The sequence below is a fragment of the Rhodanobacter sp. FW106-HT46G03 genome (genome assembly GCF_058789895.1).
The window spans coordinates 879,066-904,824 of the sequence record NZ_JBYTCC010000001.1; the positions used below are offsets into that span (position 1 = coordinate 879,066).

General features: G+C 66.6%; 25 protein-coding genes and 1 pseudogene. 16 read left to right on the forward strand and 10 right to left on the reverse strand.

Going from position 1 to position 25,759, the window contains the following annotated elements; genetic code table 11:
* Window positions 1–206: 206 nt before the first annotated feature.
* The 11 genes and pseudogenes from AC3WP6_RS03635 to AC3WP6_RS03685 all read left to right on the forward strand — a co-directional run bounded on the left by AC3WP6_RS03635 (window position 207) and on the right by AC3WP6_RS03685 (window position 14,026).
* A complete protein-coding gene (locus AC3WP6_RS03635; protein WP_492626437.1) occupies window positions 207–953 on the forward strand; it encodes a hypothetical protein in 747 nt (248 codons plus the stop codon).
* On the forward strand, window positions 917–2,923 hold the full coding sequence (locus tag AC3WP6_RS03640; RefSeq protein ID WP_492626438.1) for a TnsB C-terminal domain-containing protein: 2,007 nt from the start codon (window positions 917–919) through the stop codon (window positions 2,921–2,923). Before AC3WP6_RS03635 ends, AC3WP6_RS03640 begins: the two co-directional genes overlap by 37 nt.
* A gap of 13 nt (window positions 2,924–2,936) precedes the next feature.
* Window positions 2,937–3,932, forward strand: a complete 996-nt coding sequence (locus AC3WP6_RS03645; RefSeq protein WP_492626439.1) for a TniB family NTP-binding protein — start codon at window positions 2,937–2,939, stop codon at window positions 3,930–3,932.
* 20 nt (window positions 3,933–3,952) lie between these two features.
* Window positions 3,953–4,318 (forward strand): annotated as a pseudogene (locus AC3WP6_RS03650) (TniQ family protein); the annotation flags it as partial.
* A 144-nt stretch (window positions 4,319–4,462) separates the two neighbouring features.
* A complete protein-coding gene (locus AC3WP6_RS03655; protein ID WP_492628722.1) occupies window positions 4,463–5,797 on the forward strand; it encodes a hypothetical protein in 1,335 nt (444 codons plus the stop codon).
* Between the two features lie 299 nt (window positions 5,798–6,096).
* Complete coding sequence (locus AC3WP6_RS03660) at window positions 6,097–6,618, forward strand: methylated-DNA--[protein]-cysteine S-methyltransferase (RefSeq protein WP_492626440.1); 522 nt, start codon at window positions 6,097–6,099, stop codon at window positions 6,616–6,618.
* A 132-nt stretch (window positions 6,619–6,750) separates the two neighbouring features.
* Window positions 6,751–7,371 (forward strand): OmpH/Skp family outer membrane protein, encoded by a 621-nt coding sequence (locus AC3WP6_RS03665; RefSeq protein ID WP_492626441.1) that lies wholly within the window; start codon window positions 6,751–6,753, stop codon window positions 7,369–7,371.
* Window positions 7,372–7,499: 128 nt separating this feature from the next.
* Window positions 7,500–10,067 (forward strand): glycoside hydrolase family 3 protein, encoded by a 2,568-nt coding sequence (locus tag AC3WP6_RS03670; RefSeq protein WP_492626442.1) that lies wholly within the window; start codon window positions 7,500–7,502, stop codon window positions 10,065–10,067.
* Between the two features lie 54 nt (window positions 10,068–10,121).
* Window positions 10,122–11,657 (forward strand): glycoside hydrolase family 30 protein, encoded by a 1,536-nt coding sequence (locus tag AC3WP6_RS03675; RefSeq protein ID WP_492626443.1) that lies wholly within the window; start codon window positions 10,122–10,124, stop codon window positions 11,655–11,657.
* Window positions 11,658–11,687: 30 nt separating this feature from the next.
* Entirely contained in the window at window positions 11,688–13,064 is a 1,377-nt protein-coding gene (locus AC3WP6_RS03680) for an alkaline phosphatase family protein (RefSeq protein ID WP_492626444.1), read from the forward strand.
* 38 nt (window positions 13,065–13,102) lie between these two features.
* Window positions 13,103–14,026, forward strand: a complete 924-nt coding sequence (locus AC3WP6_RS03685; RefSeq protein ID WP_492626445.1) for a M14 family metallopeptidase — start codon at window positions 13,103–13,105, stop codon at window positions 14,024–14,026.
* A 4-nt stretch (window positions 14,027–14,030) separates the two neighbouring features.
* On the opposite strand, the gene AC3WP6_RS03690 is transcribed toward AC3WP6_RS03685, so the two are convergent.
* The gene (locus AC3WP6_RS03690) at window positions 14,031–14,801 is read right to left on the reverse strand and encodes an META domain-containing protein (protein WP_492626446.1); all 771 of its coding nucleotides are present in this window, start codon (window positions 14,799–14,801) and stop codon (window positions 14,031–14,033) included.
* 153 nt (window positions 14,802–14,954) lie between these two features.
* Here AC3WP6_RS03690 and AC3WP6_RS03695 point away from each other — a divergent pair, with 153 nt between their 5' ends.
* The 3 genes from AC3WP6_RS03695 to AC3WP6_RS03705 all read left to right on the forward strand — a co-directional run bounded on the left by AC3WP6_RS03695 (window position 14,955) and on the right by AC3WP6_RS03705 (window position 16,378).
* On the forward strand, window positions 14,955–15,674 hold the full coding sequence (locus AC3WP6_RS03695; protein ID WP_492626447.1) for an HAD family hydrolase: 720 nt from the start codon (window positions 14,955–14,957) through the stop codon (window positions 15,672–15,674).
* Window positions 15,671–16,120 carry a PIN domain-containing protein gene (locus AC3WP6_RS03700; RefSeq protein ID WP_492626448.1) on the forward strand — a complete coding sequence of 150 codons (450 nt, stop codon included), beginning with the start codon at window positions 15,671–15,673 and terminating at the stop codon, window positions 16,118–16,120. Before AC3WP6_RS03695 ends, AC3WP6_RS03700 begins: the two co-directional genes overlap by 4 nt.
* Window positions 16,121–16,189: 69 nt before the next feature.
* Window positions 16,190–16,378 carry a CPXCG motif-containing cysteine-rich protein gene (locus AC3WP6_RS03705; RefSeq protein ID WP_492626449.1) on the forward strand — a complete coding sequence of 63 codons (189 nt, stop codon included), beginning with the start codon at window positions 16,190–16,192 and terminating at the stop codon, window positions 16,376–16,378.
* Between the two features lie 15 nt (window positions 16,379–16,393).
* Here AC3WP6_RS03705 and pncA read toward each other — a convergent pair whose 3' ends face one another.
* Complete coding sequence (pncA, locus tag AC3WP6_RS03710; protein WP_492626450.1) at window positions 16,394–17,035, reverse strand: bifunctional nicotinamidase/pyrazinamidase; 642 nt, start codon at window positions 17,033–17,035, stop codon at window positions 16,394–16,396.
* Between the two features lie 76 nt (window positions 17,036–17,111).
* Here pncA and AC3WP6_RS03715 point away from each other — a divergent pair, with 76 nt between their 5' ends.
* The gene (locus AC3WP6_RS03715; RefSeq protein ID WP_492626451.1) at window positions 17,112–17,486 is read left to right on the forward strand and encodes a hypothetical protein; all 375 of its coding nucleotides are present in this window, start codon (window positions 17,112–17,114) and stop codon (window positions 17,484–17,486) included.
* Window positions 17,487–17,516: 30 nt separating this feature from the next.
* Here the strand turns inward: AC3WP6_RS03715 and AC3WP6_RS03720 are convergent, their stop codons facing one another.
* The 6 genes from AC3WP6_RS03720 to AC3WP6_RS03745 form a co-directional block, all read right to left on the reverse strand.
* Window positions 17,517–18,353 (reverse strand): ABC transporter permease, encoded by an 837-nt coding sequence (locus AC3WP6_RS03720; protein ID WP_492626452.1) that lies wholly within the window; start codon window positions 18,351–18,353, stop codon window positions 17,517–17,519.
* Complete coding sequence (locus AC3WP6_RS03725) at window positions 18,350–19,027, reverse strand: ABC transporter ATP-binding protein (protein ID WP_492626453.1); 678 nt, start codon at window positions 19,025–19,027, stop codon at window positions 18,350–18,352. The genes AC3WP6_RS03720 and AC3WP6_RS03725 overlap by 4 nt, the downstream gene beginning before the upstream one ends.
* A complete protein-coding gene (locus AC3WP6_RS03730) occupies window positions 19,024–20,340 on the reverse strand; it encodes an arsenic transporter (protein ID WP_492626454.1) in 1,317 nt (438 codons plus the stop codon). Before AC3WP6_RS03730 ends, AC3WP6_RS03725 begins: the two co-directional genes overlap by 4 nt.
* 64 nt (window positions 20,341–20,404) lie before the next feature.
* Window positions 20,405–21,781, reverse strand: a complete 1,377-nt coding sequence (gene cls, locus AC3WP6_RS03735; RefSeq protein WP_492626455.1) for a cardiolipin synthase — start codon at window positions 21,779–21,781, stop codon at window positions 20,405–20,407.
* 86 nt (window positions 21,782–21,867) lie between these two features.
* Window positions 21,868–23,235, reverse strand: coding sequence for an FAD/NAD(P)-binding protein (locus AC3WP6_RS03740; protein WP_492626456.1), 1,368 nt, complete (start codon window positions 23,233–23,235; stop codon window positions 21,868–21,870).
* Window positions 23,236–23,258: 23 nt separating this feature from the next.
* On the reverse strand, window positions 23,259–23,828 hold the full coding sequence (locus AC3WP6_RS03745) for a cysteine dioxygenase (protein ID WP_492626457.1): 570 nt from the start codon (window positions 23,826–23,828) through the stop codon (window positions 23,259–23,261).
* Between the two features lie 281 nt (window positions 23,829–24,109).
* On the opposite strand from AC3WP6_RS03745, the gene trhA reads away from it, so the two are divergent.
* On the forward strand, window positions 24,110–24,769 hold the full coding sequence (trhA, locus tag AC3WP6_RS03750; RefSeq protein ID WP_492626458.1) for a PAQR family membrane homeostasis protein TrhA: 660 nt from the start codon (window positions 24,110–24,112) through the stop codon (window positions 24,767–24,769).
* Window positions 24,770–24,778: 9 nt separating this feature from the next.
* Here trhA and AC3WP6_RS03755 read toward each other — a convergent pair whose 3' ends face one another.
* Window positions 24,779–25,267 (reverse strand): DUF456 domain-containing protein, encoded by a 489-nt coding sequence (locus AC3WP6_RS03755; RefSeq protein WP_492626459.1) that lies wholly within the window; start codon window positions 25,265–25,267, stop codon window positions 24,779–24,781.
* Window positions 25,268–25,269: 2 nt separating this feature from the next.
* Entirely contained in the window at window positions 25,270–25,731 is a 462-nt protein-coding gene (locus AC3WP6_RS03760) for a YehS family protein (RefSeq protein WP_492626460.1), read from the reverse strand.
* Window positions 25,732–25,759: the final 28 nt, after the last annotated feature.

Sequence of the window (25,759 nt, forward strand, 5' to 3'; positions counted from 1 at the left end):
ACAGCACCCGCGTCCCTGAGCGCGCGCCTCCAGGTTCCCACTCTCGTCGTTCCACCGGTCGTTCATGCACCGGAGCATCGACCACCCACACGAAGAATGACGCGCAGCTTGAGCTGGGGAGGCTAGCTACGTCACGAGGAGCCGACCATGGTGAGGGCAACCCCGGCGGTCTTTCCGCCATATCCGCCGCACCGCGGCCCAGGCCCATGCTTGAGCAGTTACGCAGTCGCTGGCGTGATCAGCCTTGTGACGGGATCCGTGTGCAATGGCCGGAAGTGGGGCGAGATCGTGTCAGAAGGGTTATTACACGGTCAGGGGTGCGCCGCCGGTACGCCATCCCGTGCTATCGCGATGGCGATCGGGAAGCCCAGTGCGAGGCCGCCGAAGAGGCAGCGGCTTGCATCCTGCTCGACGCCTGTCCTGGCATCGAGTTCCAAGAACAGCCGCTGACGCTGACGTTTTCATGGCTTGGCAAGCCCCATCAACACGTTCCCGATCTGCTGGTGGCGTCACCCGGCCGTTACGAGTTTTGGGAGTGCAAACGCGATACCGAGGCTAGGAACTTCTGGATTCGCAAGCGTGCCGAGCGCCTGCAGACGCTGCTCGCACCGACCGGAGTTGGGTATCGAGTCGTCACCGGTCGTGAAGTCTTCGCTGGACACTACCTAGAGAACGCGAGGTTGCTGCGCCGCTTTGCGACGCATAGGGTTCCCTCATCCGTTGAATCCGAGGCCGAGCTACAAGTACGTCAGACCGGTACGGTCACTATTCAGCGGATACAACGCGCACTACGTACCGGCACCGGCATAGCCGACATTCTCGCGCTCGTCTATCGCGGCGACCTTTCCGTTGACTTGAACGTGCGGTTGACCGCGCAATCGCTGGTTTTCCTTCCGGACAGAAATCGGAGGCTCCCATGGGTCTGGCAGCTTTTCGCCGCGGTCAGCGCATAACGTTGGATGGCGTCTCGTTCGAATTGGTCGGTCGGCTGCCGTCCGGAAACTGGCAGTTGATGGAAGTCGATTCCGGTCTGCGGGACGAGCAATCGTGCGACGACCTATGGCTCGCATTCTCGGAACACCGGCTTCGCTTTGCCGCGAACGAAGACACAGACTCACGTGGTTCATCGGAGCGACTCGTCCACCTCAGCGAAGCATCATCGCAGACGTCACACGCAGCCAGTGATGCGGACCTCAAGGATGCACTGCATCGGCAGAAATTTGTGCGGGCAGTCGACCAACTTCGCGGTGCGCTGCCGATTGGCATGATCATTCATGACACGTGGCTCAAGCTTCGGTGGCCATCGACCGAGCCACCGGTTCGGACGGTCGAACGGTGGTGCGCAAAAGCACGCGTTGCGAGCGACCCGGTTGCGGCTCTCGTCCAGAAGAGCTATCGGAAGGGGAATCGGACACCGCGGTACCCAGTAGAGGTTGTTGAACTCGCCGACGAAGTGGTCCAAACCCAGTACCTGCAGCGTACTCCGCGCATCACAGTGGCCAAGGCCACCGACGCACTTGCCCGACAGATTCGCCTCGAAAATACTCGGCGCCCCTCGTCGGAAAAGCTGCCCATCCCGGGGAGACGATTGATCGAATCCCGTATTGCGCTCGTCCCCGAGCGTGAACGAATCGCAGCGCGATATGGATCCGACGCCGCCATGGTCGCGTTCCGGACTTCACTTGGCGGTATCAAGACGACCCACGCACTGGAACGCGGTGAGATCGACCACACCTTGCTCGCCATCGTGCTGCTGGATGATGACTTCATGCCTTGGGGCCGGGCGTCCTCATCCATTTGCGTGGACGCGCACACGCGCGCCGTGACCGGATTCTGCAACGGGGCGGAAGTGCCGAGCATCGTCAGCGTCGCACGCTGCATCAAGCGCTCGGTGATGCCAAGGGCTGAGCTGCTGAAGGGATTCCCCGACGTGAAAAACCGATGGGATTGCTTTGGTGTGCACGAGACCTACGTGCTCGACAACGGCTTGGAGGAACACGCGGCGGCCATGAGACAAGCTGCGTCCGAACTCGGCGGCTCGACCGTCGAGTTTTGTCCGCGCAAGGCGCCCTGGTTCAAGCCACACGTCGAGCGGCATTTCCGGAGGCAGGACCTCGACTTGCTCCAGACACTGCCGGGCTGTACCGGCGAGAACATCGCTGCGCGCCCGATGTTCGACCCGAGGAAGGATATGCTGCTGCGGCGACGCACCTTCGACCAGATCTACATGATCTGGTTGGTCGATATCTACATGCGGCAGCCCCAAGCGGCGTTGGGCAACATTTCGCCTGCCGAGGCGTGGAAACGGTCTATTACGTTGGAAGACCAATTCGTGCCGACGCGCACGGTCTCGCTCGAGCGCCTGTTCCTGCGCAAACTCACCGGACGAACGTTGGATCACGAAGGCATCCAGTATGACAACCTCATCTACAACAGCCTGGACATGGGAGCCCTGCGCGCGCAGCTGGGTGCGCGGTTGAAGGTCGACATCTGGGTCAGCGACGAGGACCTCGGCTATATCTACGTCGACGTCCCGGAGCAAGACATTTCGATTCGGGTGCCCTGCCTCGATCAGGAATATGCATCGGGACTGACGCGATGGCAGCACGGCAAATGCAAGGCCATGCGTCGGGTCGGCGTGGATGAAGGGTTGGAACTCTCACTGGGCCAGGCCCGCGACCACATCGGCAAGCTGGTCGAGGCTGACTTCTCGGAGTTTCACCACGCGAAGTGCAAGAAACGCACGCGGTTTGCCGCGGACAACCCAGCAAACCGGCCGGGCGGCACCACAGGCCGAACTGTGGCAAAAAACGGGGGCACAACCCTGGCAACGGGAAGCCTCGTGAGCGCCGCCGACCGCGCACTGATGCGACGAGCCGGTCAGGTAACGCCCGTACTCCCCCAGACCATCATCGAACCATAAAAGGGTAGCCGACGTGGCCGATAACGCATGTGACCCGCGCCGCATCGTCAACGACATTGTCATCCAGCACGACGCGTTCCGCCGCATGCTGCAACGCATGAGGAGCCTTTGGTGCGATGCGCAGTCCCACATACCGGTCGTGGCGCCCTTCATCGGCGAGACCGGTACCGGAAAGTCGACCGCCATCAAGGCGTTTGTCGCGATGCACCCACGCAAGCGTACGCCCGACGGCCTCGTCATTCCGGTGCTCGCGATCAACACGCCGTCTAAGCCGACGCCACGCAACCTGGCGGAGCGGATTTTGCGTGCGCTGGGCGATCCGCGCCCCTCATCGGGCTCCGCGTCGGCCAAGCTCGACCGCATCGTTATGAACATGGAAGCAGCGCAAGTCCGCATGATGGTGCTGGACGACATGCAGCATTTTGTCGACAAGCGACAGCACGTCGCGTTGTTTGAGGCCTCCGACTACCTAAAGGAACTGCTGGTCAGCTACGACCATGTCCTGATGTGCTTCGGGTTATCGGAATGCCAGTTGGTCATCGAGAGCAACGAACAGTTGAAGACTCGCAGCAAAGCAGCGTTCGAACTGGCCCGGTTCGATTGGATCGAACAATCGTCGCAGGATCAGTTCGTTGCCGTCCTCGCAGCGTTCCAGAAGAGCATTGCGGGCTTTGACCTGCCTGAACTTGCATCCCCCGACGTCTCCATTCGCGTGTACCTGGCGACCGGCGGGCTCATTCGATACGTCAGCGCCATTCTGAGCAGGGCCGTGCGCACAGCTATCGATCATCACAAGTCGAAGATACGACTGGACGACCTAGGCGCTGCGTGGTCTGAAGAGGTTGTTGGCGCGAACAGGGACTATCCCAACCCGTTCCGCAGCGGGTTCAGACTAAATGACCTCCAAACCAAGATCGATCTCGCCAAGACCATCGGGCAACGGGTTATCCGTCCGACCGCATCACATGCCCGTGAACCGCGGGCGGTGCTTGCCGAGGTCGGACTTTGATCCTCAACGACGGGCTACTGATGCGGACTCCGGCGTATCAGCCGCTGGAATCACCGCTGAACTACGTCCTGAGACTGTCGGAAGCAAACGGGTACCACACACCTACCGTTATCATGGAGCTTGCTGCCTCAGGCGAGGACTGGCGGGCGTTTGCGAAATGGGATTACGCGCACCTGAACAAACTGCTTCCGGCGTGCCGACACACGCCGCCGTCTTTTGTCTATCGACGGTCGACGTCGACTCACCAATGTGACCTATCGCTGTTAGGCCATCCCATTCTCTCACGGCATCTGAACGCGCTTCACGCCGGAGTTTGCCCGAAATGCGTGGAGGAGCTCGGCTTTGCTCCCGCCTGGTGGGACCTCCGCTACGCCGTTGCATGCCCCACGCATCGCCGCGTGTTCATCTTTCGGTGCCCGGGCTGCGGCAGGCGGTTGTACGTCTTCCGACGCGGATTGCTCACCTGCTCGTGCGGCGCAACCTTGAACGCGGAGATAGATGAGCAGCCATCAGTCGCGCTGCTGTGGCTCATGGATCTCTTGAAGCACAAAACGGAGAGCCGTGTGTTGGATATAGGTTCGGACACTCTGCGGACGCGTCCCCTGCGGCCGGAAGAGGCAAGCCTGGCCACGCTCTGCACGATCATCGAATCTATCGGAAGGGCCGAGCATCGGATGACGAGCGGTACGGTCACCCGGTCAGTAGAATCGCAGCGCAGCTGCCTACCCACGGTCGCCGCCTTTCTTTATGACTGGCCCAACGGCGTGTTTCCGTTTTGTGCACGCTGGCACCAACATAAGCCAGTGCGGCGCGAAGAATGCCGCGACTTGCGCGTTGTCTTCCCGTGGGCGTTCCAAGGGTTGTTCGCGAACCGGCACGAACGACGTCGCGATACACTGTTCGTGATCGACGCCGTGCTGCAATACGTCTCATCCGAGCTCCCGGGATGGGCTATCGGTTTTCGGGCTCACGATTTGCAACAACTATCCCAGGATGAACGCGCGTATTGCGGGACCGCGAGGGCGGCCGAGCTATCCGGGGTACCACGCTACACAATCACCCGGATGATCCGACGTAAGCGCATCCCATATCGTGTTTCGTACCACGGTACACGGCATGCTTATGAGATCAAAACCGAGGTCGCACGCAAGCTACGGATCGCCTACGAACCCGCCTTGCTATTCCGGGATGGATCAAGGTACCTAGGCGTTACACACAACGTATATCGTGATTTGCGCCACGCTGGGGTGATCGAGAAGCGGCGTGAAACCATGATGCCGGAGGGCATAGCCATTCGAGACCTCGATGATTTCAAGCGGCGTGTAATCGGGCAGGCCCGGATGACGGCGAGTCGCGAAGGGTTGGAGTCTTTGGATCAGCTCCGGCTCAAAAAGTGTCCGCGCGGGGCGATGGTCCAGATTTTGAAGCACATTCTGCAAGGTTCAATTCGGTCGTCTTACATCGGGCGTGTACCGAAACGTATCAATGACCTCCTTGTGCGTCCGACGGACGTCGCTCCGATCATTGCGAGGTTCGCACCAAAACGGCTGCCGACGATGCAAGAACTGCAGGCGCGCCACGATCTCAGTTGCTCGGAAGCGCGCACGCTTGTGCGTTGCCTGTCGAATACACCTGACTCCGCCAAAAAGATCTCCCTAGCTACGATGAACGTGGCAAAACTCGACGAATTCATGTCTCGGTATCGTGGCCTCAGTAACTACGCGCGCTCGCACCACGTCGGGTATCGAGCCGCATTGAGCGATCTACTGCACGCGGATGCAGAGATGCTGCAGATGCCTGTAGTCAATCGCCATGGACGGTTCGTGTATTTCGTCCAACGTCAGGGTGGTTGTCCCATACCGTGACGAGAAGCGTCGACCTGTCGCTTTTTGGTCGATGCGTAACCGCCCGCTTCGCGACCTGACCGTTCACGCTTTGCAGCCGTGCGGGTAGCCGCGCAACCACGCGGGCCAACGTCTGTCACCATCGCGACTGTGGAGCGAGGGGCTCCGGGCCGCACCCGTACGCTTCGAATGGCTGCTTGAAGTGTAAGCTTATGCGCAAAATACAACCTCTAGCGCAGCCTTATGTGCGATCCATCTGCACCGTTATGCGTACAACAAAAGCTGAAACCACGTCGCCGTGCCATCCGTCCCGCAAGCTTATGCGCGAGCGGACAGTGGGTTCGGACATCGCCTACTTGCCGGTGGCCACGCCGATCGGGGTGTTCGTGGTGGCCGCCCGCAACGACGCGGTCACCGGCGGCTGGTTCGAGGGGCAGAAGTATTTCCCCGGGATCAGCGCCGAGGCGGGCTGGCGCCAGGAAGAGACCCCCGTGCTGCGCGCGGCGCGGGATGAGTTGGATGCGTATTTCGCCGGTACGTTGATGCGTTTCACGGTGCCGTTGGCGCCGGAAGGCACGGCGTTCCAGTGCAAGGTGTGGGAGGCCTTGCGCGCGGTGCCGTTTGGCGAGACCACCACCTATGCGGCGCTGGCGCGCGCGATCGGCCGGCCCGGCGCGTTTCACCCGGTGGGTGCGGCGGTGGGACGCAACCCGATGTCGCTGTTCGTGCCCTGTCATCGGGCGCTGGGCAGCGATGGTTCGTTGACCGGCTACGCCGGCGGGCTGGAACGCAAGCGCTGGCTGCTGGATCACGAGAGTCGCGAGCCGCGGCTGTTCAACTGAGACGGGACGGTGTCGCGTGATCTGGCGGGTACATCGGTCCGTCGTCCATGAACCAGACAGCCGTACGCTAGTATGCTCGCGGCACGCCGCGTGCCATGGGGGCGCGCGGAGCCACCTTTCGGACTTCCATACATGAAGATGCATCACTCGCTGTTGGCCGTTGCGCTGGTTGCGGCGGCTGGTTTCTCGGTTGCTCCCGCCGCGGCTGCGGCACAGGCGGCGCCCGCCGCCAATGCGCTGGGCGGCAATGCCATCCCCGGCTTGTGCATGCTCTCGCGTGAGGCGGTATTTGCGCAGTCCAAGGTCGGCCAGGCGGCAAGCAATCGTCTGAAGTCGCTGGCACAAGGCCAGCAGAGCCAGCTGGAAAACCAGAAGAAAACGCTGGACACGGATATCCAGGCGTTCCAGCAGAAGCAGGCCACGCTGACCGAAGCCCAGCGCCAGCAGCAGGGCGGCGCGTTGCAGGGCCGCATGCAGGCGTTCCAGGGTCAGGTGCACGACCTCGAGGAGCGCGTGGATGCGACGCGCGGCAAGGTGATGCAGCAGATTGGCCAGCACGCGCAGTCGGTGGTGGAGGCCGCGTACAACAGCCACCATTGCGGTTTGCTGTTGAACCGGGACGCGGTGCTCGGCGGCAACACCACGAACGACTTGACGCCGGATGTCATCAAGGGGCTCGATGCGAAGGTCATCACGCTCAGCTTCAACCTTGAACCGGTCTCGGCGGCCGCGCCGGCCGCGGCAGGCAAGTAAGCGTCACCGCGTGGCTTTTGCGGGGCCGGTCGCTCAGGCGGCCGGCCCCGTTGCGTTGCGACGCCATCGACCTTGGCGTGCGCGGCGTGACAGTAGAATGCGGTGATGTTTTCGCGTGCGGGGGAATCATGGTGCATCTACGGTGGCTGTGGCTGGCAGGGGCCGCACTGGCAACCCAGGGTGGCGGCGTACTGGCCTACGCGACGACACCGGCTGCCGAGATGCGCAGTCCGGCGCCCACGCATTACACCGATTGGCCAGCGATCAAGAGCGAGCTGCCAGCGGACGATGCGATCGCGGCGCATGCGCGCAGGATCGTGGCCGGCATGACGCTGGCGCAGAAGATTGGCCAGATGACCCAGGCCGAAATCAAGACCGCCACGCCGGAAGACGTGAAGAAGTACTACCTGGGCTCGGTGCTCAACGGCGGCGGTTCGTGGCCGGGCGGCAACAAGCATGCGTCGATCCGTGACTGGCTGAACCTGGCCGATGCCTACTATGCGGCGTCGATGGCCACCGGCATGGCGACGCCAGTGCCGGTCATCTGGGGCACCGACGCAGTGCACGGCAACAGCAACGTGTTCGGCGCCACGCTGTTTCCGCACAACATTGGCCTGGGTGCGGCGCACGACCCGGCGCTGGTCAAGGCGATCGGCGCGGCTACTGCCAAAGCGGTACGCGCGACCGGCGTGCAGTGGGCGTTCGCGCCCACGCTGGCAGTGGCGCAGGACGCGCGCTGGGGGCGCACCTACGAGAGCTTTTCCAGTTACGGCCCGCTGGTGGGCGAATACGCGCAGGCCTATGTCGCAGGCTTGCAGGGCAAGTTCGGCGATCACGACGTGATCGCGACCGCCAAGCATTTCATCGGCGACGGCGCGACCTGGCAGGGCAAGGACCAGGGTCAGGCGCGAGTGAACCGCGAGGCGATGATCAACGTGCACGGCGCCGGCTATTACGGCGCACTGCGCGCCGGCGTGCAAAGCGTGATGGTTTCCTACAACAGCTGGGACGATCTTGCGCAGCACATCGACTACGGCAAGATCAGCGGTGCCAGGGCGCTGGTGACCGGCGTGCTGAAGGACAAGCTCGGCTTTGGCGGCCTGGTGGTGTCGGACTGGAACGCGATCGGCCAGTTGCCCGGCTGCACCAACGCCGACTGCGCGCTGGCGGTGAATGCCGGCATCGACCTCTTCATGGTGCCGGATGACTGGAAGGCGTTCATTGCCAACACCACGCGCGAAGTACAGGCGGGCAAGATCCCGCTGGCGCGCATCGACGATGCCGCCACCCGCATCATCGAGGTGAAGCTGCGCATGGGTTTGTTCGACGGCAAGCGGCCGTCGCAGCGCGCCGGTGCCGGCGACGCGGCGCTGCTGGAGGATCGCGACCTTGCGCGCCGCGCCGTGCGCGAATCGCTGGTGCTGCTGAAAAACAACCACGAGGTACTGCCGCTCAAGACCGGCGCCAAGATTCTCGTGGTGGGCAAGGGGGCGGACACCATTGCCGACCAGGCCGGCGGCTGGTCGCTCACTTGGCAGGGCACCGGCAACACCGATGCCGATTTCCCGCATGCGACCTCGATCCTTGCCGGCCTGCGCGACGCCGATGGCGCGGCCAACGTGACCTACAGCAAGGACGCGCACGGGGTCGATTTCGCCAGGTTCGACGCCATCGTCGCGGTGCTCGGCGAGCAGCCGTACGCGGAGATGATGGGCGACATCCCCGCCTCCGCGACGCTGCGCCACACCGATCGCTACCCGCAGGATCTCGCCGTGCTCGACGCCGTCGCCAAGGCGCACAAGCCGGTGGTGACCGTGTTCCTGTCCGGGCGCCCGCTGTTCGTCAACGATCTCCTGAACCGTTCCGACGCCTTCGTGGCTGCCTGGCTACCGGGGTCGGAAGGCGCGGGCGTGGCCGACGTCCTGTTCGCCCGCAAGCTGGGTGCGACGCGCACGAATTTCCGCGGCACCCTGTCGATGCCGTGGCCGGCGGTACCGTGCCCGGATGCGCCGAATGCGGGCGCACAGGCGTGGTTGTTCCCGCTCGGCTACGGCCTGCGTTACGGGCAGGCACGCGAGCTGGCCCAGTTGCCTACCGAGGCTTCGGTGACGAGCTGCGGCGCGGTCGCCACGGTCGGCGTTTTCCACACCCTGGCGGTGCCGCCTTTCAGCCTGTACCTGGCGGCTGCGGGGCAGGCGCCCTATGAGCTCGGGCCGGATCTCAACCACGTGCTCGACTGGCCCGAGTCGCGCCCCGCATTGCGGGTGGCGACGGTGCAGGTGAACACCCAGCAGGATGCAAAACAGGTGAGCTGGCTGGCGCCGGCCAGCCTGGTGGCGCGCAGCACGACGCCGCGCGATTTCGTCGCCGCCGCAAAGGCAGGCGCCGCGCTGCAGTTCGACACCGTGGTGACCAAGGCGCCGCAAGGCGCGGCCACCCTGTTTGTCGGGTGCGGCGCGCGGTGTCGTGGCGGGGTCGACCTGGCGCGGCTGGTGGCTGGTTTTGCGCCCGGCAGCCGGCACGTGGTGAGCGTGCCGCTGGCCTGCTTTGCGCGGGCGGGCGCGGATTTGTCCAAGGTGGACGTGCCGTTTGGGGTGGCGGCCAGTGCGCCGTTCTCCGCGGCGTTTGCCGACATCAAGATCGTGATGGCTTCGACGGCGCCGATGCCGACGTGCCCATCGGTGGTTGCGCGGTGAATTCCGCCGCGGACGCAGCGTGCGCTGCAGTGGTGGTCGCGCGTCGGTGGCGCCGTGGCTGAGCCGCGACGTGCACACGCCTGGCGCGCGCTGGCGCTGATCACGCTGGTCAGCGCGGCGGCGGTCTGGCTGCAGTTGCGTGCCTTGCGGCCCGCGCCAATCGTCGTGCCGCGCGTGGTGTGGATCCTGCCGCCGCCACCGCCCGGCGTGCAGCTGTGGCTGTCTACTGCCGACCGCAAGTTGCAGCTGGCGCATCAGCCTGACGTGCCGTTTGCGGCGCAGGCCCCCGCGCATGCCGACATCGTCATCGACACTGACCGCCGGTTTCAGTCCATCGTCGGGTTTGGCGCGGCGCTGACCGATGCCTCGGCGTGGCTGCTGCGCAACCGGCTCAGCGAGCAGCAGCAGGCTGCGCTGTTGCGCGAGCTGTTCGGCCCACCGCCGGGGCTCAACTTCAACATGCTGCGCCTGACCATCGGTGCCTCGGATTTTTCGCTCAAGCCGTACACGCTGGATGATTTGCCACGCGGCGGCACCGATACCGAGCTGCAGCATTTCAACGTGGCGGAAAACCTGCGCGACGTGATTCCGACGACGCGGGAGATCCTGGCGATCAACCCGCACATCCAGATCGTCGCCTCGCCATGGAGTGCCCCGGCGTGGATGAAATCCGGCAATGCGCTGATCGGCGGCGCGTTGCTCGAGGAGTACGAGCCGACGTTTGCGGCCTACCTCGCGCGCTACGTCGACACCTACCGCAGTTACGGCATTCCGATCTTTGCGCTCACGCTGCAGAACGAGCCGAATTTCCTGCCCAAGACCTACCCGGGCATGGAGCTCACCGCCGAGGCGCGCACGCGCATCATCTCGCAGTACCTCGGCCCAATGCTGGCCGGGCGCAAACCGCACACGGTGATCCTCGGCTGGGACCACAACTGGGATGAGCTGCAGCAGCCGTTGAGTGTGCTTGGCGATCCGGACGCCGCCGGCTACATGGCCGGCACCGCATGGCACTGCTACCGCGGCACGCCGGCCGCGCAGAGCGACGTGCACCGGGCCTATCCGGACAAGGACATCTACGTCACCGAGTGTTCCGGCGGCGACTGGGCCTCGGCCCAGCATGGCGAACTGATGTGGTTTGCGCGCGACCTGCTGCTGGGCAGCCTGCGCCACTGGGCGCGCGGGGTGATCTACTGGAACCTGATCCTGGATCAGACACACGGCCCGCATTTCGGCGGCTGCGACCTGTGCAAGGGGATCCTTCTGGTTGACTCCAAGACCGGCGCGGTCAGCCGCAACGACGAGTACTACGCGTTTGCGCACTACAGCCGGTTTGTGCTGCCGGACGCAGTGCGCGTGTGGTCCACCGCGACCGGCGACGGTTTGGCCAATGTCGCGTTCCGCAACCCGGATGGCTCGCTGGTACTGGTGGCCATCAACAGCAACCATGCGCCGCGTGCGATCAGCGTGCGCGCCGGCCAGACCGCGTTTGGCTACACCTTGCCCGCGCAAAGCGTGGCAACCTTTGGGTGGAACACCGCGTCATTGCCGCCTGCGCAACCGAAGCCGCCGGCGTTGCCGCGACCCTGAACCGGCGCCTGCACGCCAAGGAGTTGCGCCATGCGCATGCCCGCTTCAACCCTCCATCGCCTGCTGGCTGCGACCGTGCTGGCGGTGGCCAGTTTCGGCGTGCCATTGGTGGCGCAAGGCGCGCCGCGCACCAAGGTCGTGGTCATCAGCCTCGACGCCTTTGCCGCGCACAGCCTGCACGAAACCCGCCTGCCGGCGCCGACGCTGCGGGCGTTGATGCGCAGCGGCGGCTACGCCGTCTCGATGCGCCCAATCAACCCCACCATCACCTGGCCCAACCACACCAGCATGGTTACCGGCGCCGATGCCAGCCGGCATCACGTGCTGATGAACGGCCTCATCACCGGCCAGCGCCGCGATGCGCCGCCCAAAGTGGACATGCAGGCATCCAAGGCGACGCTGGTGGCGGTGCCCACGGTGTACGACGCCGCGCATGCGGCCGGGCTGACCACGGCCCAGGTGGACTGGGTGGCGATCATGCGGGCACCGAGCATCGACTGGCAGTTTGCCGAGCATCCCGATCCGGATGGCCCGATTGCGCGCGACCTCGTTGCCGACGGCGTGCTGAGCCGCGACGACCTCACGCACTTCGGCGACGCCTCGCAGGCGTGGCGCGACCGCATCTACACCCGGGCCGCGGTCGATATCATCCGCAAGCACCACCCCGATCTCTTGCTGGTGCACTTGCTGGCGCTGGACAGCATCGAGCACGATACCGGCTACGGCAACGACGCCGGGCGCAACACCATCGCGTTTCTGGATGACCGCGTGGCGGACATCGTGCGTGCCGTGCGCGAGGCGGGCGAGTTGCCGAACACCGCCTTCCTGATCGTTTCCGACCATGGCCAGCGCAGTGTGCACTGGCGGCTGCGCCCGAACGTGCTGCTGGCGCAGGCTGGCCTGCAGGCACCGGACGCCAAGCAGGCTGCCTACAGTTTGGCCGGCGACGGTTATGCGCTGGTGTACCAGCGCCATGCCACGCCTGCTTCACTCGCGATATTGCGCAAGTTGCTTGCCGGCCGGCAGGGCATCGCGCAGGCGCTGACGCCGGCAGAGGCCGCGCGTCTCGGCTGGCCAACCCCGGCGCAGAGCATGCAAGCGCCCGATCTGCTGCTCTACGCGAAAGCGGACTACACCTTCCGCGATGGCGCCGAAGGCGCATATGCCACCCACGGCAGCGAAATCGGCGATCACGGCTACCCCAACACCGACCCGTTGATGCAGGGCATTTTCATCGCTACCGGGCGTGGCGTATTGCACGCCGGCGAGGTGCCGGCGGTGTCGGTGATGGATGTCGCGCCGACGATTGCCGCGCTGCTGGGCATCCCGTTCGCTTCGCCGCAGGGCAAGCCGATCGCCAGCGTGCTCGCGCCGTCTGCGGTTCCGGCGCCGACGGTGGGGCATTAGAGTACTCGGCCATCCCCTCTCGTTTTTGGAGCACTCCCATGGCGGCACAGCAGGCGTTCTACCCGATCGGCACCCCCGGCAAGCCGTGGGGGCCGCAGGAGGTTGCCGCGTGGCGTGCGCGCCAGGTGCGCCAGCGCAGCTATGCCTCCGAAGTGGCGCTGCGCATCGACGCGCTGCGCAGCCGCTATGACGTGAGCGAATACGGCATGCTCGAATACGCGCCAGATCGCTACCCGCTGTACGTGCTGCGCAGCCAGAGCTGGAACGACGAGCTGCCGACGATGATCGTCACCGGCGGCGTGCACGGCTACGAAACCAGCGGCGTGCAGGGCGCGCTGCAGTTTCTCGAACGCGACGCCGGGCGGTTCCTCGACCGCATCAATCTGGTCGCCGTGCCGTGCGTGAGCCCGTGGGGCTTCGAGCGCATCCACCGCTGGAACCCGGATGCGCTGGACCCGAATCGCTCGTTCCGCGCGCACAGCCCGGCTCCGGAGTCGGCGGCGTTGTGGAAGCTGCTGTCTCCGCTCGCCGATGTCGCGCTGATGCACATCGACCTGCACGAAACCACGGATACCGACGAGAGCGAATTCCGCCCCGCGCTGGCGGCACGCGACGGCAAGGACTACGCGCCGGGCACGATTCCCGATGGCTTCTACCTGTGTGCCGACAGCGCGCGGCCGGAGCCGGCGTTCCAGCAGGCGGTGATTGCGGCGGTGGCGAAGGTGACGCACATTGCGCCGGCCGATCCGGACGGCACCATCATCGGCTCACCGGTGGTGGCACCGGGCGTGATCGAGTATGCCTGCCGCGAGCTGGGGCTGTGCGCTGGCATCACCAATGCGCGCTACCGCACCACCACCGAGGTGTATCCAGACAGCCCGCGTGCCACCCCGGCGCAGTGCAACGATGCCCAGGCCGCAGCGGTGCGCGCGGCGATCGAGTACGCGCTCACCCACGCTTGAACCCTCAATTTGTAGTGGTTTGCGACTCCACCACCATGTCCAGCACGTAGGCCACGTCGGGGGCGTCGGCCGGCGGATGCTTCAGCGTGTAGCGCTTGACGCGCAGCACGCTGCGCTCGCCGGCATGGTGGGTGTAGCCCTCGATACGCGCGAGCGGTTGCCACGCGCCGGGCGTGCCGGCCTTGAGCCCTTGCGCGTCGTAGTGCACCTCGCGCGCGTCGAGGCACTGCGCGTCCGGCGCCAGCGGGTTGGCGCACGGCACGGTTTGCGGCGCGATCTCGAAAAACACGGTGTCGCCGGCCGAGCCGTAGCGGGTCTGCGCGGTGGGCACGCCGGTGAACGCCAAGGTGTCGCCGGTGGCGGTGCGCAGTTCGAGCTCGGGGTGGTCACCGTGCGTGGTCAGCGCCAGCGTCGGCTTGCCGGTGAGGCGCGCACTGATCGCCTGATCCAGCTGGTTCAGCATCGGATTGGCGCACGCCATCATGGTGTGCATGAACGGCCCGGCCACCAGCGTGCCGGCTTCGATGCGGTAGCTGCCGCCCATCGCATTGCAGCTGTTGTGCACGCTCACGCGCCCGGCGTCGAAATCCAGCTCCAGCGGGCGCTCCGGGCGCGCGAACAACTCGTCGACGCGTTGCCCGGCCTTGTCGGTCGCGGTATTGAGCCGCCAGTGGTAGGCACCCAGTGTGGCGACATCGAGGGCGTGCGGTTCGGCGGCTGGCACCGTGGTGCACGCGGCAAGGGCGAGCGGCAGCAGCAGTAGCGACCAGCGCATAACGGTCTCCGCGGTGGGGATCGCCCGAGCTTACGGCAAGCATTCCGGGTCGCTGCATGGGTACTGCGGCCGGGTGCGTTGCCGTTCACGCTGCAGACGTGGCGCGCATCGCCGACAATGCATGCCTTTCGGGTGCAATGCGGAGCGGTGTGCATGCTCAAGATGGTGGGCTTTGATGGCGATGACACGCTGTGGCGCAGCGAGGATTACTACCGCGCCGCCAACGTGGAATTTGCCGCGATCGTGGGCGCCTATGTCGATCTGGACGACGCCGAGGTGCACGCGCGCATGCTGGCCACCGAGCGGCGCAACCTTGCCCTGTTCGGTTATGGCGCCAAGGGCATGACGCTGTCGATGGTGGAGGCTGCCATCGAGCTGACCGATCGGCGCATCAGTGCAGCGGACATCGAACGCATCATGGCGCTGGGCAAGCGCGTGCTGCAGCACCCGGTGGTGCTGCTGCCCGGCATCCGGCAAGCGGTCGCCACGGTGGCCGCGCGCTACCCGGTCGTGCTCATCACCAAGGGCGACCTGTTTCACCAGGAGCGCAAGGTGGCCGAATCCAGTCTCTCCGGCCAGTTCCGACGAATCGAGATCGTGTCCGAAAAGAACCCGGCCACCTATCGCCGCCTGCTCGACGAGTTCGATCTCGCCGCCCACGAATTCGCGATGGTCGGCAATTCGTTGCGCTCGGATATCGCACCGGTGGTGCGCCTTGGCGGCTGGGGCGTGCACATGCCCTACCACGTGACCTGGGCGCATGAGCTGGAGGCCGAGCTCGATCCGCGCGACGCGCCGCACTGGCGTGCGGTGGCCGGCGCGGCGGAAATTCCGGCCGCGCTGGCGCAGCTCGACGCGTTGGCGCCCGCATGACGACCGGCGTGCCGTGCGTGGTGCTCGACACCAACGTGTGTCTTGACTTGTTCGTGTTCGGCGACCCGCGGGCGGCGATGCTCGGGGCTGCATTGCACGCGCATGCATTCCTGGCGGTGACCGATGCCGACTGTCGCGCGGAATGGCTGCGCGTGCTGACCTACCCGCAGTTGGCACTGGCGACCGCCCGGCGTGCGGCAGTCGCGGCCGAATTCGACCGCTGGCTGGCGCCGTTTGCGGGCACTTCTGAAACGCAGGCCCCACCCTTGCCACGCTGTGCCGATGCGGATGACCAGAAGTTTCTCGAACTTGCGCAGCGCGCCCGGGCGTGCTGTCTGCTGAGCCGCGACCACGAGCTGCTCAAGCTGGCTGCGCGCACCCGGCGCGACCACGGCTTCGACATCGTGACGCCGTGGGATTGGGTCGGGGTGCCTGCCGCGGCCTGAACGCGTTGTGCGCGTCGTCTCCACGGAGCTGGCGCCAAGCTCTGCGCCTGGCGACCAAGAGAGCGAGTCATGTCCGTGCCGTATGACATCGATTGCCCGTATTGCGGAGAGAACATCGAATTGCTGCTCGACGAGTCGTTGCCGGAGCAGTGCTACATCGAGGATTGCAGCGTGTGTTGCCGGCCGGTCGTGCTGGCGGTCAGCTTCGATGCCGACGGCGTGCCGCACGTGCACGCAGCGCGCGAGGACGATGCGTGACGCGCCCGGCAACCCTCACGCGTCGAGCGTGATTTCCGCAATGCCGTGCTTGGCCAGCGCTGCGCGCGTGGCGGCATCATGCTCGGGCGTCACCGGGCGGCTGAGGTTCCACGCCAGGCCCGCTTTGAAGCCGAGCGCGACGGCGTCCTGCGCCGTCCACAGCACGCACACGTCGCGCGCCAGCCCGCACACCACCACTTCCTCCACGTCGCGCTCGTGCAGCCAGCCGGCCAACCCGGTCGACGGTCGCGTGCCGTGCGGGCCGTGGTTTTCGCGGAAGCCGCTGTAGGAGTCGACCAGCGGGTTCGTGCCCTTGCGCAGGATGAGGTCGACCGCCGACCAGTCGATGCCGGGATGCAACGCGGCGCCGGGCGTGCCCTGCACGCAGTGGTCCGGCCACAGCGTCTGCGGCTGGCCGTGGAGGGCGATGGTAGCGAACGGCGGCTGCCCGGCATGCGTGCTGGCGAACGATGCGTGCCCCGCCGGGTGCCAATCCTGGGTGGCGACCACGTGCGCGAAGCGGCGCGCGTGCAATACGCGGTCGATGCTGGCGACGATCGCGTCGCCCTCGTGGCAGGCCAGCGCGCCGCCCGGCATGAAATCGGGTTGCACGTCGACCACGATCAAGGCAGTACGTTCGCTGGGGGCGGATGTCATGGCTGGAGATGCGTGAGAGGTCTCAAGAGTCTAGCGCGCCGCCATAATGGCGCCTGGCGTTCGGCAGGCGGCGGGAATGAATTACGACCAGGGGTGGATGGCGTTCGGCTGGCTGGGCGGGCTCGAAGCCGGCGGTATCAGTGCGGTGGCGGCCGTGGTGCTGTATCTCGTGTTTCACGCCATCGGCCAGCACTGGGGCTGGAGCGATGCACGCAAGATCGGCTGGAGCTACCTCGTCGCGCTGATCGCCACCACGCGCATGGACGCGTGGAACCTGTTCTATTTCAACTTTGCGCAATTGCAGTCGCTGCAGTTGCTCAAGGCGAAGCTCGCAGCGGTGCACGACCCTGACGGTCTCGGCATCCGCGTGCTGTGTGAGTTGATCGGCATTGCGGTCGGCATCTTCCTGCCATGGGCGGCGTTGCGCCTGTTTCGCGCGGACGACAAATAGCCCGCCCCCAGGGTCCTGCTGCGCCTGTACCTACGCCCGCAGGCGGCTCCACCAGTGGCGGGTGCGTGCGGCGCCGGTGTGCAGCCGATCCAGCCGCAACTGGTGGGCACGATTGAACAGCGCGCGATAGGCCAGCAGCACGCTGCCGAGTGTCCCGAGCGCCGTCGCCGCGGCAATCATGAACATGATGACGATCTGGTAGCGCACCGCCGCGGCCGGCGCGGCGCCGGCCAGCATCTGGCCGGTCATCATGCCCGGCAGGCTGACGATGCCCATCACCATCATCGAGTTGATGGTGGGGATCATGCCGGTGTTGAGGCTGGCGACGATGAGTGGATGGGCCGCTTCCCAGCGGGTGGCACCAAGCGCAAGGCGGCCTTCGATCAGCGCACGCTCGCGCACCGTACCGTCGAGAAAATGGTTCAGCGCCAGCGACACGCCGTTGAGGATATTGCCGAGCACCATGCCCAGCAGCGGGATCGCGTATTGCGCGCGGTACCACGGTGTGACGTCGATGATGCCGACCAGGGCGGCGCCGGTGACCACGTAGGAGGCGCCGAGCACGCACAGCACGTTGTCGAGGTAGATGCCGGCATAGCGCCGCGTGCTGCGGCGCACGGCGGTGAAGCCCGCAAAGCTCGCCATCACCAGTGCGATCGCGATGACTGGCAGCGGGCGCGCGAGTGCGAACACATAATCGAGCACCAGCCCGACCAGCAGCAGTTGCACCACCATGCGCACGCTGGCCACCAGGAGCCCGCGCGTGATGCCGAGCCGCAACGCCATCGACAGCGCGAGGTTTACGAGGATCAGCCCCGCCGCAAACGCGAGTTGCCAGTTGCCGATGTCGAGGTAACCGGCATTCATGGCGCAGCCTCCAGCGTCAGCCGATGGTCACTGACACGCGCCAGTTGCGCGGCGTCGTGGCTGGTCCAGAGGCAGGCGCGGGCCGGCTGTTGCGCCAGCCAGTGCGCGATCAGGGTTTCGACATGCGCGGTGCGCGCCGGGTCGAGCGAGGCGGTGGGCTCGTCCAGCAGAAGCAGCGTCGGGCCCAGCAGCAATGCGCGCAGCACGGCTACCAGCTGGGCCTCGCCGCCGGACAGGCGGTCGGTGTCCTGTGCGAGGAAATCGGCGCCGATGCCGATGTCGGCCAGTGCGCGTTCTGCATCCTCGCGGCGAAACGTCTTGCCGCGATGGATGCGCCAGCGGAACGGCGCGGCCAGCGCGGCCGCCACCGTGCCCTCCGGCAACGCCGGGCGCTGCGCGAGGTACATCGCACGGGCGCGCCACGCCGGCGGCCGGGCGGTGTCGAAGTCCTGGCCGTCCAGTTGCAGCGTGCCGGCCTGGCGCGGTGCCAGCCCGGCCAGCGTGCGCAGCAGCACCGTCTTGCCGCTGCCCGACGGTCCGACGATGGCCCAGCGCTCGCGGCCATGCACGGTGAGCGTGAGGTCATGCCACAAGGCGCGCGCGCCGAAGGTGCAGCCCAGGCCGCGCGCGGCGAGCAGGGGTGGGGGAGGATCGCTGGTCGTTGGCGCACTCATGCGGCGGCCAGCCGATGCAGCGCGGGCAGCCACAGCGCGAGTGCCAGCAGCGTGGCGAGCAGTACCGGCGGGGTCAGCAGCAGGCCCACTTTCATGTATTGCCCCCAGCCCACGCGCTGGCCCTTGCCCGCGAGCACGTGCAGCCACAGCAAGGTGGCGAGGCTGCCGATCGGGGTGAACTTGGGGCCAAGGTCGTTGCCGATCACGTTGGCGTACACCATCAGCTCGCGCGTCAGCGGCGGCACCTGGGCTTGCGCCACGGCGAGCGCACCGACCAGGGTCGATGGCATGTTGTTCATCACCGAGGCGAGCAGGGCCGAAAGAAACCCGGTACCGACCGTGGCGACGATGTCGCCGCGCTGGCCCAGCCAGTTGAGCACGCCGGCGGCGCGGCGGGTGAGGCCGGCTTCGCCCAGGCCGTACACCACGAGATACATGCCGAGCGAAAACCACACGATCTGCCAGGGCGCGGCGCGCAGCACGCGGGCGACCGGCAGCACTGCGGGCTGGCGTTGTCCGATGCGGGCGGCGACCAGCACGAGCGCGAGCGCGGCCGCACCGGTGGCGATCGAGAACGGCACCCGCCACGGCGCCAGCGCGAAGTAGGCGACCAACAGGCTGGCGAGGATCGGCAGCGCCGCGCGAAACACCCGGTGGTCGACGATGGCGCTCGCCGGCGCCGCCAGCTTTTCGAGCGCGTAGTGTGTCGGCACGTCACGCCGGAATGCCAGCCACAGCACGCCGAGCGTGGTCGCGATGGAGACCAGGTCCACCGGCACCATCATCGCCGCGTAGCGGTCGAAACCGATGCCGAAAAAGTTCGCGCTGACGATGTTGACCAGGTTCGAGATCACCAGCGGCAGGCTCGCGGTATCGGCAATGAAGCCGGTGGCGATGACGAAGGCGAAGGCGGCGCGCGGCGGGAACTCCAGGCGCAGCAGGATCGCGATCACGATCGGCGTCAGCAGCAGCGCGGCGCCATCGTTGGCGAAGCAGGCGGAAATGGTGGCGCCCAGCAGCACCACCAGCGGAAACAGCCGGCGCCCGCGGCCGCCGCCCCAGCGCGCGATGTGCAGCGCCGCCCAGGTGAAGAACCCGGCGGCATCGAGCAGCAGCGAGATGACGATCAGCGCGACAAAGGTGAAGGTCGCGTCCCACACGATGTGCCACACCCGCGCCACGTCGGCGAGCTGCACCACGCCGGTGGCGAGCGCCAGCAGCGCGCCGCCCATGGCGATCCAGCCGATGCCCAGGCCGCGCGGCTGCCAGACGACGAGTACGAGGGTGAGGATGAAGATCGCCAAGGCGAGCATGGGGCAAGACCGGGAATAGGGAATCGGTGGGACGCCGCGCGGCTGGGTGGAGCGACGCGGGGCGTCACAATAGCGGATCGAACAGCCGCGCCACATGCATGCCGACGCGCTTCAAGTAGGGCGCATCGACGTATTCGCCCGCGGTCACTTCGCGCGCGTGGCTGAAATCGACGGTGAGCATGGCCGCCACTGCGGCGGCAAAGTCGCGATCCACCACCAGTGCGCCCACCTCGAAATTGAGCCGGAACGAGCGGCTGTCGAGGTTGATGCTGCCAATGGAGGCGGCATCGTCGTCCACCAGCACCACCTTCTGGTGCACGAAACCGGGCTGGTAGCGGAACACACGCACCCCGGCGCGCAGCGCGTGGTGCGCATGCAGCGTGGAAGCCGCAAACACCACCCGGTGGTCGGGCCGCGCCGGGATCAGCACGCGCACGTCGACGCCGCGCAACACCGCCAGCCGCAGCGCCGCGCGCACCGCGGTATCGGGCACGAAGTACGGCGTGGTCAGCCACACCCGATGACGTGCCGAGTTGATCGCGGCGACGAAAAACAGCGAGCCGGTTTCCTGCGCGTCCGCCGGCCCGGTGGCCACCACCAGCACCCGTGCCGTGCCGCAGGCGGCGGGCGCCGGGTGCAGCGGTGGCGGCGCGCCGGTGATCCATTGCCAGTCGTCGGCGAACAGTTGCGCCAGATCGGCCACCGCCGGCCCGCGCAACTCGAGATGGGTGTCGCGCCACGGCGCGAGCGGTGGTTTGTGGCCCAGGTATTCCTCACCCACGTTGAGGCCGCCGACGAACGCACACTGCCCGTCCACCACCACGATCTTGCGGTGGTTGCGGAAGTTGAGCTGGAAGCGGTTGCGCCAGCGGTGCGTCGCAAACCGGTGGATGCCGACCCCGCCGACGCGCAGCGTTTCCACGTAGCTGGCCGGCAGGTCATGGCTGCCGACGCCGTCGTACAGCACGCATACGGCCACTCCGGCCGCCGCGCGTTCCAGCAGCACCCGCTGCAGGCGCCGGCCGATGGCGTCGTCGTGGATCACGAAAAACTGCACCAGCACGCTGCGTTGCGCGTGGTCGATGGCCGCAAAGATGGCGTCGAACGTGGCTTCGCCATTCACCAGCAGGCGCAACCCATGGCCGGCGCGAAACGGTCGCCGTTGCATCGCCACCAGCGCCGCGTAGCGGCCGGTGCCATCGTTCCCGGCGAGCGGGTGGCGTTGGTGGGTGAGGCGGTAGTGGTGGGCGAGATAACCGCGAAAGTGGTTGGTGCCAAGGAACAGGTACGGGATCAGCGTGAGCTCCGGCAACAGCAGCAGGCCGAGCACCCAGGCGATCGTGCCCTGCGGCGTGCGCGTGTGCATCAGCGCGCGTGCCGCCGCGACGATGCCGCCGACGTGCATCACCACGGCAATCAGCCCGATCAGGTCGTTACTCATGCGGTGGCGAACGCTTCCATGGCGGATGAAGACAGGCAGGTCGGCGGTGGGCGGTGGCCGCAAGCCGGATAATCCGTTCCCCGCACTCAGTCCGCCAGCAACTGGTCGACCACGGCGCGCGCCTGCTGGCAGATCTCCGGCATGGCGGTGGACTCCCACAGCGTACCGCGCAACAGGCTGCCGAGCGCGAACAGGTGCGGCCACGCGCCGCCCGGATGGCACAGCCGGCAGTCGGGCGTGGCAACCAGTCCGAGCCCGAGCGGATCGGGCACCACGTGGCGGTTCAGCACCATCTGGCGCAACAGCGGGTGGGTGGTGTGGCGCGCGTCGAACGTCATGCCGGTGGCCTGCACGACGAGGCCGGCATGCAGCTGGTCCGGCGCACCGGGGCCGGGCGCCTGCAGGGTCAACGCCAGTGTGGCGCCATCTGCATCGACCTCGACGCTGCGCACGCGGCCGCGCCGGTGGGTGAGGCGGCCACTGCGTTCCAGCTCGGCGACGGCCATCACCACGGGCACCGGCATGCGGTGCCGGGCGCGCTCCCATGCCCAGTGCGCGTGGCGCAGAAAACGTGCGCGTTGCGCACTCGGCAGTTGTGCCCACAGCAGTGCGGCGTGGGGGCGCAGGCTGTCAAATACGCTGCGCCAGTCGTCTTCCAGCCCCATGGTTTCGCGCAGCAGGTGCATCCAGCGCCACAGGTCGGCATCTTCCAGCAGCCCTTCCACCAGCTCGCTGCCATCGTTGCTCGGGATCGCCATGGTGGGCAGGTGTGGCTCCGGCCAGTGGCCGTGGCGCGACAGCGCGGTGAAGCGCGTGGCCGGCCAACGCGCCGCCAGCTCCAGGATCACGTCAATGGCGGTCAGCCCCATGCCGATCACGATCACCTCGGCCGACGGCGCGGGCTCGTTCGTCAGCAGCAACCACGGATCGACGGCATACCGGCCGCTGGCCCGCGCCGCGGCACTCACGCCGGCCAGCGGGTGCGGCGGCAGGCTGCCAATGGCGAGCACCGCGGCATCGACGGGGCGGGCATCGTCGCCACAGACCACGGTGACGCCGGAGGCTTCGGGCACCAAGGCGTCGGCGCACAGCGGCACGCTTTGCACGTCGTGGCCGCGCGCCTCGCCGTGCGCCAGCGCGCGGCGCACTTCGTCTTCGAGATAGTCGCCGTAACGCCAGCGCGGCACGAAATCGGTGCCGCGCACGCTGGCGTCGGCGCGCTGCACGAAATCGAGAAAACCCTGCGGCTTGCCGGCAAACAGGCCCATCGACGCCGCGCGCACGTTGAGCAGCAGGCGGGGCGACGGGTTGGCATAGGCCACGCCGCGGCCCGGTACGCCAGTACCTGTATACCAGTCGATGTGGAGTGGCTGGGGCACCTCGCGGCCAAGCAACTCGCCGAGCAAGGTCGCGGCGGCAGCGCCACCGCCGATGATGGCGATCCGTCGATGCATCGGCGCGGTGTCCGGCGGGGGCGTCAGGAGGCGATGCGACGCGGGCCGGCAAGGGCCGGTGGCAGCCACCCTGCCGTCTCGCCGCCGGGGATGTCGCGGTGACTTGCGTCGGCGCTGCGGCACACGTGCAAGGTATAGGCGGTTTCCCGCCGCGACAGGTTGCGGCAACGGTGCACCAGGGCAGCGTCGTGCTCGAACCAGCGCGCATCGCCGGGACCAAGCCAGTCGCGGCCGTGTGCCACCAGGGAGCCGGTCAAGGGGTCGCGTCGCCAGGTTTCCAATGCCAGTGCACCGTGCAGGGCCAGCTCCAGCTCCCAGTCACCGGCCTGCCCGCACAACGGTACCGGCGCGCCGGTGGGCCATGCCTTCACCGCCACGTGCAGCGCAGGCTGGCGCTGGCGCGCCAGCGACCAGTAGCCGCTGACGCCGCAATGGCGTTGCAGGGTGTTCAGCCGGCGGGCAATGACGGCGCCATTGCGATGCACGACGCGGCCGAGTTCGCGCGCCATGGCGGCAAGGTCGGGGTGCGCCGCCATGCCGTATTCGAGCACGATATCGCGCAAGGTCTTCAGCCCATGCATGCGTTGCCCCATGAGTGGCTCCATCGTCGATATGTCGGCGCAGTGGAGCATGCGCGCCGTTAAACCACCGTAAGCACCGGCCAAAAAAAGCCCCACGGGGAGGTGGGGCGTAACGCGGGTGTCGGGGAATGGGAAAACACCCGTGCTGATAATCTGCGCGGCCGTGCATCCACGCCGCGTGCAGGCGCGGTGAAGCGGTTTTCACACGAGCGTTTGACTTGCGCGCTGGCGGCACGCCGTTCGGTTCGGTATGGTGGCCTTTCGATGTCTCGCCACTCTTGGCCGGAGCGACCATGACCACCGCCACGCTTGCCTTGCCGCGCTACCGCCGCGGCGACGAACTTGCCAGCTGCGTGCTGCATGGCATCGGCATTGTGCTCAGCATTGGCGGGTTGACCACGTTGGTGGCGTTTGCCGCGCTGCACGGCGGCGCGCGCGCGGTGACGGCGAGCGCGGTGTATGGCGCCACACTGATCCTTTTGTACACCGCCTCCACGCTGTACCACGCCATTCCGCTGATGCGCGCCAAGCCGGTGCTGCGCACGCTGGACCACATCGCGATCTACCTGCTGATTGCCGGCACCTACACGCCGTTCACGCTGATGGCGCTTTCCGGTGCGTGGGGCTGGGGCCTGTTTGCGGCGGTGTGGACGTTGGCGGTGGTTGGCAGCGTACTGGAACTCGGCTGGTTTCGCCGCTACCGCTCGCTTGCCGTGCTGCTTTACGTCGGCATGGGCTGGATCGGCATGCTCGCGTTCAAGCCGCTGGCCGCCGAGCTGCAAACCGGCGGCATGACGCTGCTGATTGCCGGCGGCCTGGCCTATACCTTGGGCGTACCGTTCTACCTGTGGCGCCGACTGCCGTTCCAGCATGCGCTGTGGCACGCCTTCGTGCTGGCGGGCAGCGTGCTGCATTACTTTGCAGTCTTGTTCTACGTGCTGCCGGTAGCCTAGAGGCGGCTCCTAGCCCATCAGCATGGCCAGGCCGAACAGACCGACCATCACCAGCGAAATCACCAGTTTCACCAGGGCCCCGGCGAGCAGGCCGACCCAGGTGGCCGCGCCCACGTTGGCGCTGCGCAGCACGCTGGTACCTGAGGACAGCTCGCCGATCAGGGCGCCGGCAAACGGTCCGATCAGGATGCCGGGGATGCCGAAAAACATGCCGAGGAAGGTGCCGAGCGTGGCGCCCCACAACGCGCGCTTGCTGGCACCGACGCGTTTGGCGCCGAGCGTGCCGGCGACGAAATCGACCAGCACGCCGAAGGCGCCCAGCGCACCGATGAAGAGCAGCCACCACAGCCCGAGATGCTGGTAGTTGTCCACCGCCGCAATCAGCCAGATGCCGCCAAACACCATCGGGATGCCCGGCAGCGCCGGCAACACGGTGCCGACCAGCCCGCCGACGATCAGCAGCGCACCCAGGGTGTAGAAGGCCAGATCGAACAGCATCGTCAGCTCCGCAGGCGCTGGGTCAGGCCGCGCAAAAAATGTCGCAGCAATTGGTCGCCGCACGGGCGGTAGTTGGGATGGCCGGGCTTGCGGAACAGCGCCGACAGCTCCGGCTTGGACAGCGGAAAGCCCGCCGTCGCGAGGATCGCGTGCAGGTCGTCGTCGCGCAGCTCAAAGGCCACCCGCAGCTTTTTCAGCACCAGGTTGTTGCCGACGCGCCTGGCCACTGGCTGCGGCGGTCGGCTTTCGTCGCGACCGCGCAGGTGCACGATCAGCCCGTCGAGAAAATGCGCCAGCGCCTGGTCGGGGCAGTCGCGGTAGCCGGGTTCGTCCTCGCGCTGGAGCCAGGCAGCGACATCGTTGGCGTCCACGGCAAGCCCGGCCTGCCCGATGATGTGAACGAGCTTGCCGTCCGGCAGATCGAGCATGTAGCGCACGCCGCGCAGGATGTCGTTGTTGAGCATGGGGCGATTGTATCGGCGCGTGCGGGTG

What these genes read in the sequence shown, in the direction of transcription:
- AC3WP6_RS03740 (WP_492626456.1), bottom strand. Translation starts at nt 23,235, where the DNA reads ATGCATCGACGGATCGCCATCATCGGCGGTGGCGCTGCCGCCGCGACC.
- pncA (WP_492626450.1), bottom strand. Translation starts at nt 17,035, where the DNA reads ATGACATCCGCCCCCAGCGAACGTACTGCCTTGATCGTGGTCGACGTG.
- AC3WP6_RS03700 (WP_492626448.1), top strand. Translation starts at nt 15,671, where the DNA reads ATGACGACCGGCGTGCCGTGCGTGGTGCTCGACACCAACGTGTGTCTT.
- AC3WP6_RS03670 (WP_492626442.1), top strand. Translation starts at nt 7,500, where the DNA reads ATGGTGCATCTACGGTGGCTGTGGCTGGCAGGGGCCGCACTGGCAACC.
- AC3WP6_RS03760 (WP_492626460.1), bottom strand. Translation starts at nt 25,731, where the DNA reads ATGCTCAACAACGACATCCTGCGCGGCGTGCGCTACATGCTCGATCTG.
- AC3WP6_RS03725 (WP_492626453.1), bottom strand. Translation starts at nt 19,027, where the DNA reads ATGAGTGCGCCAACGACCAGCGATCCTCCCCCACCCCTGCTCGCCGCG.
- AC3WP6_RS03680 (WP_492626444.1), top strand. Translation starts at nt 11,688, where the DNA reads ATGCGCATGCCCGCTTCAACCCTCCATCGCCTGCTGGCTGCGACCGTG.
- AC3WP6_RS03660 (WP_492626440.1), top strand. Translation starts at nt 6,097, where the DNA reads ATGCGCGAGCGGACAGTGGGTTCGGACATCGCCTACTTGCCGGTGGCC.
- AC3WP6_RS03755 (WP_492626459.1), bottom strand. Translation starts at nt 25,267, where the DNA reads ATGCTGTTCGATCTGGCCTTCTACACCCTGGGTGCGCTGCTGATCGTC.
- AC3WP6_RS03705 (WP_492626449.1), top strand. Translation starts at nt 16,190, where the DNA reads ATGTCCGTGCCGTATGACATCGATTGCCCGTATTGCGGAGAGAACATC.
- AC3WP6_RS03640 (WP_492626438.1), top strand. Translation starts at nt 917, where the DNA reads ATGGGTCTGGCAGCTTTTCGCCGCGGTCAGCGCATAACGTTGGATGGC.
- AC3WP6_RS03745 (WP_492626457.1), bottom strand. Translation starts at nt 23,828, where the DNA reads ATGGGGCAACGCATGCATGGGCTGAAGACCTTGCGCGATATCGTGCTC.
- cls (WP_492626455.1), bottom strand. Translation starts at nt 21,781, where the DNA reads ATGAGTAACGACCTGATCGGGCTGATTGCCGTGGTGATGCACGTCGGC.
- AC3WP6_RS03635 (WP_492626437.1), top strand. Translation starts at nt 207, where the DNA reads ATGCTTGAGCAGTTACGCAGTCGCTGGCGTGATCAGCCTTGTGACGGG.
- AC3WP6_RS03695 (WP_492626447.1), top strand. Translation starts at nt 14,955, where the DNA reads ATGCTCAAGATGGTGGGCTTTGATGGCGATGACACGCTGTGGCGCAGC.
- AC3WP6_RS03690 (WP_492626446.1), bottom strand. Translation starts at nt 14,801, where the DNA reads ATGCGCTGGTCGCTACTGCTGCTGCCGCTCGCCCTTGCCGCGTGCACC.
- AC3WP6_RS03685 (WP_492626445.1), top strand. Translation starts at nt 13,103, where the DNA reads ATGGCGGCACAGCAGGCGTTCTACCCGATCGGCACCCCCGGCAAGCCG.
- trhA (WP_492626458.1), top strand. Translation starts at nt 24,110, where the DNA reads ATGACCACCGCCACGCTTGCCTTGCCGCGCTACCGCCGCGGCGACGAA.
- AC3WP6_RS03655 (WP_492628722.1), top strand. Translation starts at nt 4,463, where the DNA reads ATGGATCTCTTGAAGCACAAAACGGAGAGCCGTGTGTTGGATATAGGT.
- AC3WP6_RS03720 (WP_492626452.1), bottom strand. Translation starts at nt 18,353, where the DNA reads ATGAATGCCGGTTACCTCGACATCGGCAACTGGCAACTCGCGTTTGCG.
- AC3WP6_RS03715 (WP_492626451.1), top strand. Translation starts at nt 17,112, where the DNA reads ATGAATTACGACCAGGGGTGGATGGCGTTCGGCTGGCTGGGCGGGCTC.
- AC3WP6_RS03730 (WP_492626454.1), bottom strand. Translation starts at nt 20,340, where the DNA reads ATGCTCGCCTTGGCGATCTTCATCCTCACCCTCGTACTCGTCGTCTGG.
- AC3WP6_RS03665 (WP_492626441.1), top strand. Translation starts at nt 6,751, where the DNA reads ATGAAGATGCATCACTCGCTGTTGGCCGTTGCGCTGGTTGCGGCGGCT.